This is a genomic window from Terrabacter sp. P5_B1 (assembly GCF_056400505.1).
Genome location: NZ_JBFULD010000105.1, coordinates 1 through 11,780 on the forward strand (window position 1 = coordinate 1; position 11,780 = coordinate 11,780).

Annotated in this window: 10 protein-coding genes; 5 read left to right on the forward strand and 5 right to left on the reverse strand. The window is 71.9% G+C overall.

All coding sequences use genetic code 11. The features are described 5' to 3' along the window. Positions 1-140 precede the first annotated feature (140 nt). A complete protein-coding gene (locus AC1DP0_RS09675; RefSeq protein WP_478084083.1) occupies positions 141-839 on the reverse strand; it encodes a FadR/GntR family transcriptional regulator in 699 nt (232 codons plus the stop codon). 83 nt (positions 840-922) lie between these two features. Here AC1DP0_RS09675 and AC1DP0_RS09680 point away from each other — a divergent pair, with 83 nt between their 5' ends. Both AC1DP0_RS09680 and AC1DP0_RS09685 read left to right on the forward strand, forming a co-directional pair. Further along, positions 923-2,122: a CaiB/BaiF CoA transferase family protein gene (locus tag AC1DP0_RS09680; protein WP_478084084.1), complete on the forward strand. Its 1,200-nt coding sequence runs from the start codon at positions 923-925 to the stop codon at positions 2,120-2,122. After that, a complete protein-coding gene (locus AC1DP0_RS09685; protein WP_478084086.1) occupies positions 2,122-3,573 on the forward strand; it encodes a carboxyl transferase domain-containing protein in 1,452 nt (483 codons plus the stop codon). The genes AC1DP0_RS09680 and AC1DP0_RS09685 overlap by 1 nt, the downstream gene beginning before the upstream one ends. A gap of 266 nt (positions 3,574-3,839) precedes the next feature. Here AC1DP0_RS09685 and AC1DP0_RS09690 read toward each other — a convergent pair whose 3' ends face one another. Further along, positions 3,840-4,682: a helix-turn-helix domain-containing protein gene (locus AC1DP0_RS09690; RefSeq protein ID WP_478084088.1), complete on the reverse strand. Its 843-nt coding sequence runs from the start codon at positions 4,680-4,682 to the stop codon at positions 3,840-3,842. A 51-nt stretch (positions 4,683-4,733) separates the two neighbouring features. Between AC1DP0_RS09690 and AC1DP0_RS09695 the strand changes: the two genes are divergently transcribed. After that, the gene (locus tag AC1DP0_RS09695) at positions 4,734-5,330 is read left to right on the forward strand and encodes a TIGR03086 family metal-binding protein (protein ID WP_478084089.1); all 597 of its coding nucleotides are present in this window, start codon (positions 4,734-4,736) and stop codon (positions 5,328-5,330) included. 4 nt (positions 5,331-5,334) lie between these two features. Here the strand turns inward: AC1DP0_RS09695 and AC1DP0_RS09700 are convergent, their stop codons facing one another. Next, positions 5,335-6,033 carry a response regulator gene (locus AC1DP0_RS09700; RefSeq protein ID WP_478084090.1) on the reverse strand — a complete coding sequence of 233 codons (699 nt, stop codon included), beginning with the start codon at positions 6,031-6,033 and terminating at the stop codon, positions 5,335-5,337. Continuing rightward, positions 6,026-7,666, reverse strand: a complete 1,641-nt coding sequence (locus AC1DP0_RS09705) for a sensor histidine kinase (protein ID WP_478084092.1) — start codon at positions 7,664-7,666, stop codon at positions 6,026-6,028. Before AC1DP0_RS09705 ends, AC1DP0_RS09700 begins: the two co-directional genes overlap by 8 nt. Before the next feature lie 122 nt (positions 7,667-7,788). On the opposite strand from AC1DP0_RS09705, the gene AC1DP0_RS09710 reads away from it, so the two are divergent. Next, complete coding sequence (locus AC1DP0_RS09710) at positions 7,789-9,210, forward strand: cation:dicarboxylate symporter family transporter (RefSeq protein ID WP_478084095.1); 1,422 nt, start codon at positions 7,789-7,791, stop codon at positions 9,208-9,210. Between the two features lie 267 nt (positions 9,211-9,477). Beyond that, on the forward strand, positions 9,478-11,286 hold the full coding sequence (locus tag AC1DP0_RS09715) for a BCCT family transporter (protein WP_478084097.1): 1,809 nt from the start codon (positions 9,478-9,480) through the stop codon (positions 11,284-11,286). A 38-nt stretch (positions 11,287-11,324) separates the two neighbouring features. Here the strand turns inward: AC1DP0_RS09715 and AC1DP0_RS09720 are convergent. Next, positions 11,325-11,780 (reverse strand): PH domain-containing protein (locus AC1DP0_RS09720; RefSeq protein ID WP_478084099.1); only part of this gene is annotated, 456 nt, incomplete at its 5' end.

The window sequence follows — 11,780 nt, forward strand, 5'->3', positions numbered from 1 at the left end:
GTTGGACGCATTGGCCACGACCGGCGGCAGGCCCACGGCGAGCAGGATCGGGAAGCTCACGAGTGACGCGACGCCCACCGTGGTGGTGAGGATCCCAGCGGCAAGACCCGCCCCGAGGACGGCAAGCATCTCGAACGAGCTCACATCCCGTCTCGCAGCACCGCCACGTCACTGACCATGACGACGTGGGCGTGCATGGCGGCCGCTGCTGCGTCGGGGTCGCCGGAGCGGATGGCGTCGGCGATGGCCCGGTGACCGACGAGCGAGTCGCTGGGCCGGCCGGGCTGCGACAGCGACTCGATGCGCGTCTCGCGGATCAGGTCGCGGATCTCGTCCATGAGCCGGGCGAGCAGGAGCGAGTGGGCCGCTGCCGTGACCGCGCCGTGGAAGCGCTCGTCGCCCTCGACGCCGCGGCCGCCGGCCTCGACGTCCCGGGCCATCTCGGCGATGGCCTCCTCGATGCGGACGAGGTCGTCGGGGGTGCGGCGCGTGGCGGCGAGGGCCGCGATCTTCGTCTCGAGGGCGTCGCGCGTGTCGATGATCTCGGGCAGCCGAAGAGCGTGGGCGCGGATCGCCTCGACGATGCGCCGCGGTCCCGGGGTCTCTGCGAGGATCGTGCCGTCGCCGTGCCGGACCTGGACGACGCCGATGACCTCGAGTGCGACGAGGGCCTGGCTCAGGGTCGCGCGGCTGACGCCGAGGCGCTGCGCGAGCTCGCGCTCGGGGGGCAGCCGGTCGCCCGGCGCGAGGCCGTTGGACTGGATCCACGCGCTGATCTGCTCGGCGACCTGCTCGTAGAGCCGGGTTCTCGTGAGGCGGGGCAGCCCCGATGCTGACATGGGACCATCCTATTGACAGGTCGGCCCACTGACCTATTGGCTAGGCCACTGAGCCAAGCACGAACCTCCCGGATGGTGACCGAATGACCTCAGCCCCCCAGTCCGCAGGCGCGTCCGCCGGACCCCTCTCGGACGTCCTCGTCGTCGACCTCTCGCGCGCCCTCGCGGGGCCGCACGCGACGATGATGCTCGCCGACCAGGGCGCCCGCGTCATCAAGGTCGAGGCGCCGGGCCGCGGGGACGACACCCGCGGCTGGGGACCCCCCTTCGTCGGCGAGGAGGGACGGCGCGAGTCGACGTACTTCCTGTCGGCCAATCGCAACAAGGAGTCGATCACCCTCGACCTCAAGGACGCCGCCGACAAGGACGTCCTTCTCGCCCTCGTCGACCGGGCCGACGTCCTCGTCGAGAACTTCCGCACCGGCGTGCTCGAGCGGCTCGGCCTCGGCATCGAGTCGCTCCTGGAGCGCAACCCGCGTCTCGTCGTGCTGTCGATCACCGGCTTCGGCCACGACGGCCCCGAGGGCGGGCGGGCCGGCTACGACCAGATCGCCCAGGGCGAGGCGGGCCTCATGTCGCTCACCGGCTCGGGCCCGGACGACCCCCAGCGGGTCGGCGTCCCGATCGCCGACCTGCTCTCGGGGATGTACGGCGCGTACGGCGTGCTCGCAGCCCTCAACGAGCGCCACCGCACCGGGCGGGGCACGGTCGTGCGCACGTCGCTGCTGGCAGCCGTCGTCGGCGTGCACGCCTTCCAGGGCACGCGCTGGACGGTGGCCGGCGAGGTCGGCCGCTCGGCCGGCAACCACCACCCGTCGATCAGCCCCTACGGCCTCTTCCACTGCCGCGACGGGTCGGTGCAGATCGCCGTCGGCAGCGAGGGGCTGTGGCAGCGGCTGTGCGTGGCCTTCGGGCTCGACCCGGCCGCCGAGGGGCTCGCGACCAACGCCGAGCGGGTCGCCGCGCGCGACCGTGTCATCGAGGTCGTCGAGGCGGCCTTCGCCGACTGGGACGCCGAGCCGCTGCTGGCGCGTCTAGCCGAGGTGGGCGTGCCCGCGGGCAAGGTGCGCACGCTCGACGAGGTGTATGGGTGGGACCAGACCGCGAGCCAGGGTCTCATCGTCGAGGTCGAGCACCCCACGCTCGGCCCCCTCACGCTGCCCGGCCCGCCGCTGCGTTTTTTTGACGGCGACGGCGCCGAGGTGACCCGTCGCGACCACGACGCGCCCCCCACCCTCGACGAGGACGGCCCTGCCATCCGTGCCTGGCTGGAGGACGAGTGATGGCGCGTCGACCGTGGACCGCCCACGAGCTGCTCGACCTCGTGCTCGACGCCGGGTCCTTCGAGTCGTGGGACGAGCCCATCGACATCAGCGGGCAGCCCGAGGACTATCGCCTCCAGCTCGAGACCGCCGCGGCGAAGGCCGGCACCGACGAGTCGGTGCTCACCGGGCGCGGACGCGTGCGCGGCCGTCCGGTCGCCGTCGTCGTCAACGAGTTCCGCTTCCTCGCCGGTTCGATCGGCCGGGCCGCGGCGGAGCGCATCACGGCCGCCGTCCGGCGTGCCACCGCGGAGGGCCTGCCCGTCCTCGCCTCGACGGCGTCGGGCGGCACCCGCATGCAGGAGGGGACGCCGGCCTTCATCCACATGGTCGAGATCTCGCGGGCACTCATGGCGCACCGGGCCGCGCGGCTGCCCTACCTCGTGCACCTGCGTCACCCGACCACCGGCGGCGTGTATGCGTCCTGGGGCTCGCTCGGGCACGTGACGGTGGCCGAGCCGGGCGCGCTCGTCGGGTTCCTCGGTCCCAAGGTCTACGAGGCGCTCAACGGCGAGCCGTTCCCGACGGGCGTGCAGACGGCCGAGAACCTCGCGGCCAAGGGCGTGCTCGACGCCGTGGTCGCAGCCGAGGACCTGCCGATGCTCGTCGACCGGGCGCTCGGCGTCCTCGTCGACCCACCGACCGTGCCGCGCCTGGATCGCCGCGAGGGTGAGCCGAGCCGACACCTGTCCGCGTGGGAGTCGATCGAGGTCACCCGTCGACCCGACCGGGCGGGCGTGCGTGAGCTGCTCCGACACGGTGCGACCGGCACGCTGCGGCTCAACGGCACCGACGAGGGCGAGCGCGACTCCACCATGCTCGTGGCCCTGACCCGCCTCGACGGTCAGCCGTGCGTCCTCGTCGGGCAGGACCGCGCGCGACAGTCACCGACGACGCCGATGGGGCCGGGTGCGCTCCGCGAGGCCCGCCGCGCGATGCGCCTCGCCGAGGAGCTCGGTATGCCGCTCGTCACCGTCATCGACACCCCCGGCGCCGAGCTGTCGGCGCACGCCGAGGAGCGTGCGATCGCCGGTGAGATCGCGCGGTGCATCGCGACGCTGACCACGATGACGGTGCCGACGGTGTCCGTCGTGCTCGGGCAGGGTTGTGGCGGTGGGGCGCTCGCACTCCTGCCGGCACGTGAGGTCATCGCGGCCGAGCACGCCTGGCTGTCACCGCTGCCGCCCGAGGGCGCGAGCGCGATCGTCCACGGCGACGTGTCGCACGCCGCCGAGATGGCCGAGCTCCAGCAGGTCGGCGTGCTCGACCTGGCGAATCAGGGCATCGTCAGCCGGATCGTCCCGGAGCCCGCCGACGACACCGGCGCGGCGCTCGCGATCGCCGTCGTCGCCGAGTGCGCTGCGGCGCTCCGCCGCCAGACCCATGGCCAGGCCCACGTCCTCGCGAGCTAGCGGAGAGTTCGCCAGCGGCCACCAGCACGTCGAGTTCCCACTTCCCGACGCCCCGCGCACATCGAGTGCCCACCCCCTCAGGCCGGGACCCAGTCGAGTGCTCACTTTCCGACGGGACCAGCCGACCCGCGATGGCTTGGGCACCGCGTTCGTCTGTCGGGAGGTGAGCACTCGACCTTCGAAGTCGCCGGCCGCCCGCCGCCCGGTTCGCTTGCCGAGGGCGCGCACCTGCTCGCCGGAGGCAGTCCGCGGTTCAACGCCGCTCGTCAGCGGAAGCGGGCGGCGAACTCGCCCGGCGTCAGTCCGGTCGCCTTGCGGAAGTCGCGCGTGAAGTGGGCCTGGTCGGCGTAGCCGAGGTCGACGGCGATGCCGGCCAGCTCGGCGTCGGAGTCGCGCAGCCGGTCCGCGGCCTCCTGGAGGCGCCGGCGGCGGATCAGCCACTTGGGTCCCAGCCCGATCCGCTTGTGCAACAGCCGTTGCAAGGTGCGCTCCCCGATGTCGAAGCGCGCACAGAGGTCGTCGACGCGGAGCAGCTCGGGTGAGGTCTCGACGTCCTCGACGATGGCGTTGACGAGCAGCCCCTCGTCGTCGACGGGCAGCAGCGGTCGCAGCGTGTCCTCCACGACCTCCCGCGCCTTTCCCTGCGCGTCGGGGGAGATCGGGTCGGGCCGCATGGCGAACCGGACGTCTCGGGTCAGGGCGGCGCCGTCGATGGCGGGAACGGTCGTGAGGTCGACGTAGCGGTCGGTCATGGACCGCACGGGCTCGCCGGTCAGCAGGTGACCAGCGGCCGGCTGCAGCATGACCCCGACGGCCCAGCCACGGCCGGTCAGCATGGTGTGCGAGAGGCCGGACACGACGCCGTAGAACCGCGTGTAGGTGTCCGAGACGACGATGAGGCAGACGGGGTACTGCAGCACCCGCTGCACCGAGTCCTGCCCCTCGGACACGTCCCAGACCGGGATCCAGAAGCGCCGGGCCAGGTCGACGAGGTCGGGTGACACGGAGGCGCGGGCGATCGTCCACGTCCGGTCGGTGGGGTCGACGAGGTGGGCCCGCTCGATGTCGTCGCGGGCCGCCGTGCGCCCCATCCCCGGAGACGTCGTCACGTGTCGGAAAGTATCAAGACCCACCGACGAGCGGGTCCCTACCGTGACGGCATGACCTCAACCACCGCCGATGTCCTCGGCTCCTACACCCGCCTCYCCGACCCCTTCTCCTCCGTCGTCGACCGCGTCCCTGCGGACCGCTGGGACGACCCGAGCCCCTGCGAGGGTTGGAACGCCCGGGACGTCCTGGCCCACGTCGTCACGAGCCAGCGTGAGTTCCTCGCCCAGCGGGGGGTCGACGCCACGACGTCCTACCCCCTCGACGTCGACCACCCGGACCGCAGCGCCGCTGACGTCCGCGCCGCCTGGCACGCCCACGACGAGCGGATGCGCGAGCTGCTCGCCGACCCGGCCGTCGCCGGGATGGAGTACGACGGCGTCTTCGGCCGCACCACGGTCGGGCAGTCGATCGTCGCGTTCCACGGCTTCGACCTCGTCGTGCACCGCTGGGACATCGCGGTCGCCGCGGGCCTCGACGAGCGACTCACCGATGGCGAGCTCGACATGCTCGAGCGCGCGGCCGACGGCTTCGGCGACCACCTCTACGACGACGGCGTCTGCAAGCCCGCTCTGACCGTCCCCGACGGGGCCGACCGTCAGGAGCGCGTGCTCGCGCGCCTCGGCCGCAGGACGCCGGCGAACGTCTGAGCGGTCAGCGCGCCCAGAGGTACTCGACCTCGGGACGACCCGCTCCGGCATACCGCGACCGGCGCACGGCCACCCTGCTGTCGCAGAGGTACTCGGCGTAGCGGCGGGCCGTGACCCGGCTGACGCCGAGCGCCTCGCCGAGCTCGCTCGCCGAGCGTCCGGCGTCGGACTCGCGCAGCAGGCGCGAGATCCTGGCGAGCAGCTCCTCGCCCATGCCCTTGGGCAGCCGCGCCTCGCCCGCGGCGCGCGCCCCGGCGAAGACCTCGTCGACCTCGGCCTGCGTGCCGATCTCGGCGCCGCTCGTCACCTGCTCGCGGTAGGCCCGGTAGGCGAGCAGCCGCTCCCGCAGGGTGGCGAAGACGAAGGGCTTGAGCAGGTACTGCACCACCCCGAGCGAAACGGCCGCGCGCACGACCTCGAGGTCGCGGGCCGACGTCACGGCGATGACGTCGGCCCGATGGCCGGCCGCGCGCATGGCCCGTACGACGTCGAGCCCGTGTCGGTCCGGGAGGTTCATGTCGAGCAGGACGACGTCGATCGGCTTGTCCTGCAAGGTCTTCAGCGCTGCCTGTGACGTTCCCACGGTCGCGACGACCTCGAAGCCGTCGACGCGGCCGACGTATGCCGTGTGGGCCTCCGCCGCGATCGGCTCGTCCTCGACGACGAGGACGCGCAGGACGCGGGACCCGGACGTCTCAGTCATCGCCACCCCTCACCGGCAGCCGGACGGTGAACGTCGCACCCGGCGGTCCGGTCACCTCGAGCGTCCCGCCGAGCCGCGCGACGGTCTGCTGGACGAGGGCGAGCCCGATGCCGCGTCGGCCCGCGCTGCCCTGCTCCTTGGTCGACCAGCCGCGCCGGAAGGCGTCCTCGACCCCGCCCGGCGGCAGACCCGGTCCGTCGTCGCTGACGTCGAGGACGGCATACGCCCCCTCGACCCGGGCGCCGAAGCGGACGTGCCGCTCGGGCGGAGGAGCCGCGGGCGTTCGGGCATCGCCGGTCACGGCGTCGAGGGCGTTGTCGATGAGGTTGCCCACGATCGTCACGACATCGCGGGTCGGTGCGACGCCCCGCGGCCAGTGCGAGCCGGGCTCGATCTCGAAGGCGATGCCGCGCTCGTGGGCCTCGGCGGCCTTGCCGAGCAGCACCGCGGTCAAGGCCGGCTCGTCGACCGAGCCCACGACGCGGTCGGTGAGCAGCTGCGAGACCTGGAGCTCGTCCGTCGCGAAGTCGAGCGCCCGGTCGGTGTGCCCGAGCTCGATGAGGCTGACGATCGTGTGCAGCCGGTTCGCCGACTCGTGCGCCTGCGAGCGCAGCGCCTCGGTGAGGCCACGGGCGGAGTCGAGCTCGCCGGTCAGCGCCTCGAGGTCGGTGCGGTCGCGCAGCGTCGCGACGTGGCCGAGCAGCCGACCCTGCCAGCGGGCCGGGCCGCGGTTGAGCACGAGCACGCGGGCGGACGTCACCTGCAGCTCGTCCACGTGGGCCTCGTCGTCGGTGAGCGCGGCCGTCAGCGCGGGACCGAGGCCGAGGTCGGCGACGGGCCGGCCGACGGCGTCGGCGGGCAGCGCCAGCAGGCGGGTCGCCTCGTCGTTGGCGAGCCGGAGCCGTCCGTCGAGGTCGGTGATGACGAGCCCCTCGGTGACGGCGTGCAGGACGGCGTCGTAGTACTCGTACATCTCCCGCAGCTGCTGCTCGCCGAGGCCGTGCGTCTGCCGGCGGATGCGCCGGGCCACCAGGGCGGTCCCGAGCCCCGACAGCAGGGCGGCGACGAGACCGGCGAGGAGCAGGCCGGGGAGTTGGGCGCGCACCCGGTCGCCGACAGCCGACTTGCGGATCCCGACGGAGACGAGCGCGACGACCTTGCCGGCGTCGGAGACGGGCACGACGACGCGCGACGAGGGCCCGAGCGTGCCGGTGTAGTCCTCCTCGACGACGCCACCTTCGAGCGCCTGCTCGGTGTGCCCGATGAACTTCTTGCCGATCTGGCTCGGGTCCGGGTGGGTGTAGCGGATCGCGTCGCGGCTCATGACGACCACGAAGTCGGTCCCGGACTCCACCCGCACCCGCTCGGCGTACGGCTGGAGCGCCACCGACGGGTTCGGACCCTGGACGGCCGCGATGACGCTGGGGGTCGCCGCCATCGTCTCCGCGACTGCCAGGGCGCCGGCCATCGCCTGTTGGTCACCGGCGCGCTGCGCCTGGCCGTACGCGCCGACGAGCCCCGCCCCGACGACGAGCACGGCGATGAGGACCTGCAGCGCGAAGGTCTGCGCCGCGACGCTCCACCGACCCGGCGCGCCGAGCACCCGGGTCACGGAGGTCGGGACCGAGCTCAACGGCCCACGTCCGGCCGCGAGAACTCAATGAACACAAAGGTGACCCTAGTCACTGCGGGCGGCAGCCTCATCACATCACCGGTCCCGTGCCCAGCGCCTGGACCCAGCCAACGGAGGTCACCGTGAGTTCTACTGCCGACAGCGCCGTCGACGCCCGCCCGGGCTCGGCTCCCAAGCGCGACCGCACCCATTTCCTCTACATCGCCGTCATCGTGGCGATGGTCGCCGGCATCCTCGTCGGCTGGGCCTTCCCCGAGGTCGGCAAGAGCCTCAAGCCCCTCGGGACCGGCTTCGTCAACCTCATCAAGATGATGATCACGCCGATCATCTTCTGCACGATCGTGCTCGGCATCGGGTCGGTCCGCAAGGCCGCCCAGGTCGGCAAGGTCGGCGGTCTCGCCCTCGGCTACTTCGTCGCCATGTCGACCGTCGCCCTGGGCATCGGGCTCGTCGTCGGCAACATCGTCAAGCCCGGTGCCAGCCTCAACCTCACCGCGGCCGTCGCCAAGTCCGGCCAGGCACAGATCGCGGAGAAGTCCGAGGGGGCCGTCGACTTCGTCCTCGGCCTCATCCCCGACACGCTCGTCTCCGCCCTGACGTCGGGTTCGGTGCTCCAGGCGCTGCTCATCGCGCTGCTCGTCGGCTTCGCGCTGCAGAGCATGGGCCGCGCCGGTGAGCCGATCCTCGCCGGCATCAAGCACCTCGAGCGCCTCGTCTTCCGTCTCATGGCGATGGTCATGTGGGTCGCCCCGATCGGCGCCTTCGGTGCCATGGCCGCCCTCGTCGGCGCCACCGGCATCGGCTCGCTCAAGAGCCTGGGTCTGCTCATGCTCGCCTTCTACGCGACGTGCGCGATCTTCGTCTTCGCCTTCCTCGGCAGCATCCTCAAGGTCGTCACGGGGATGAACGTCTTCTCGCTCTTCCGCTACCTCGGCCGCGAGTTCCTCCTCATCCTCTCGACGTCGTCGTCGGAGTCGGCCCTGCCGCGCCTCATCGCCAAGATGGAGCACCTCGGCGTCTCGCGCCCCGTCGTCGGCATCACCGTGCCGACCGGCTACTCGTTCAACCTCGACGGCACCGCGATCTACCTGACGATGGCGAGCCTCTTCATCGCCGAGGCCATGGACAAGCCGTTCAGCATCGGCCAGCAGATCGGTCTGCTCGTCTTCATGATCATCGCGAGCAAGGGCGCGGCAGGCGTCAGCGGCGCCGGCCTCGCCACCCTCGCCGGTGGCCTGCAGTCGCACCGCCCCGACCTCGTGCCCGGCGTCGGCTTCATCGTCGGCATCGACCGCCTCATGAGCGAGGCCCGCGCCCTGACGAACTTCGCCGGCAACGCGATCGCCACGGTCCTCATCGGCACCTGGGTCGGCGAGATCGACAAGGACAAGGCAGCCCGCGTCCTGGCCGGGCAGGACCGCTTCGACGAGTCGAGCATGCTCGACCACGACGACGACCTCGTCGCGGACGACCGCGTCCCGGGCGTCGCGTCTGCCCCGGGCGCCCCCGGTCACGAGCCCGAGCTGGTCGGCTCCGCCCGCTGACAGCACCGTCGAGAGGCCACGATCCGCGCCGGTTCGTGGCCTTTCGGCGTTCGTCGTGGGCGATCTCACTCCGCGATGCAAGTGGCACCGAAGCCATTGGCATACAACGACATCCACGAGAACGTATGCCGACCGCGCCGTCCCGACACAACGCTCGTTTTGCGCTGGTCCACCCACCTTCGACACAGTGGACGTTTCCACAAGACATCTGTGACACGTAACTGTGAGGAGACAGACGGCACCTTCGTCGGGTGCCGTCCATGACGTATGAGTGAACTGACCAAGAGTCCCGACGACGTGCTGCACCCGGCGCTCGAGCCACCACCCGTGAACCACGAGGATGCCCCGCGCTCCCGAGTCGACAAGGTCGTCTTCGGTGTCGCCGCCGGGGTGGCCATCGCCTTCGTCCTCTGGGGCGCGCTCAGCACCGAGAGCCTCAGCACGAGCGCCGCCTCCGGCCTCGAGTTCGTCGTGCACAACACCGGCTGGCTCTTCTCGCTCGTCGCGTCCGGCTTCGTCGTCTTCGTCATCTGGCTGGCGGCGAGCAAGTACGGCAACATCCCGCTCGGCGGTGACGGCGAGGCCCCCGAGTTCCGCACGTCGTCGTGGGTGGCGATGATGTTCTCCGCCGGCATGGGCATCGGCCTGATGTTCTACGGCGTCACGGAGCCGCTCACGCACTTCGTGAAGCCGCCGCCCGGGACCGGCGCCGCGGGCAACCCGGCTGCCGTCCAGACCGCCATGGCGACCACGATGTTCCACTGGTCGCTGCACCCGTGGGCGATCTACGCCGTCGTCGGGCTCGCCATCGCCTACGGCGTCTTCCGCAAGGGCCGCTCGCTGCTCATCAGCTCGGCGTTCGCGCCGCTCTTCGGCGAGAAGCGCGCCAGCGGTCCGGCCGGCCGCGTCATCGACATCTTCGCGATCTTCGCGACGCTCTTCGGCTCCGCGACGTCGCTCGGCCTCGGCGCCCTGCAGATCGGCTCCGGCCTGCAGATCGTCGCCGGCATCGGCAAGGTCGGCAACGCCGTCCTCATCGCGATCATCGTCGTGCTGACCGTCTGCTTCATCCTCTCGGCCGTGTCCGGCATCGAGAAGGGCATCCAGTGGCTCTCGAACATCAACATGGTGCTCGCGCTCGCGCTGGCGCTCTTCGTCTTCGTCGTCGGCCCGACGGTCTTCATCCTCAACCTCGTCCCGACCACGATCGGCTCCTACTTCAAGGACCTCGCAATGATGTCGGCGCGCACCGACGCCGCGGGTGGCGACGGCATGAAGCAGTGGCTGGCCGGCTGGACGATCTTCTACTGGGCGTGGTGGGTCAGCTGGACCCCCTTCGTCGGGATGTTCATCGCCCGCATCTCGCGGGGCCGCACGATCCGCCAGTTCGTCTCGGGCGTGCTGCTCGTGCCGTCGGTCGTCTCGCTCATCTGGTTCGCCATCTTCGGCGGCGCGGGCATCGCGCAGCAGCAGGGCGGCAAGGACATCGCCGCCCAGGCCTCGCCCGAGGGCTCGCTCTTCGCGATGCTCGGCAACCTGCCCTGGCCGACGGCGACGGCCGTCGTCGTCATGCTCCTCGTCGCGATCTTCTTCGTGTCGGGTGCCGACGCGGCGTCGATCGTCATGGGCACGCTCTCGGAGAAGGGCACGCTCGAGCCGTCGAAGAAGACCGTGATCTTCTGGGGCGGTGCCACCGGCGCCGTCGCGGCGGTCATGCTGCTCATCGGCGGTGAGGACGCCCTGTCCGGTCTGCAGAACGTCACGATCGTCGCAGCGCTGCCCTTCCTCGTCATCATGGTCGGGCTGGCCGTTGCCCTCGTGAAGGACCTGAGGCGCGACCCGCAGGTCGTCCGGCGGCAGTACGCCGTCGCGGCCGTCGAGCACGCCGTCGTCGCGGGCGTCAGCGAGCACGGTGACGACTTCTCGCTCACGGTCCAGGAGACCGCGCCCGGCGAGGGGGTCGGCGAGATGGTCCAGACCGAGCCCGTCGACGCGAGGGACATCGCGGTCGAGGATGGCCTGGGCGGTGCAGTCGACGAGCAGACCGAGAAGGTCGGCGCCTCCATGCGCCTCTGACAAGAGGGCGTATGCCGTCGGCGCGCCGGGCACGTGGCTCAGGCGAACTCGGCGAGCAGGTCCGGGCTGACCTGCGCCAGGACGGCATACGCCTGCTCGACGGGGACGTCGAGGACGTCGTAGTGCTGGGCGCCGGCGGCCGTGGTGGCGACCAGGGTGGCGACGCCCGCCCGTCGCTGGAAGAACGACTGCTCGACCTTCCAGCCGATGATGCCGTCGCGGTCGAGCACGATGCGCTGCCGGTCGAGCGAACCGTGGCGCGACACGAGGTGGCCCGGCGTCACGGTGTGGCCGAGGGCGCGGTAGCGGTCCTGCCCCAGCGCGACCGCGCCGACGAGGAGCAGCGGCACGAGGACGAGCAGCGAGCCGTGCCAGTCCCAGAGCAGCCGAGCGGCGACGAGGGCCGCGGCGCCGAGTGCGGCCGGCACGACCGCGCGAGTGAGCCGGCGCCGCTGGGCCGCCGGGCCGTGCGGCGTGAGCGGCCCCGCCACGGC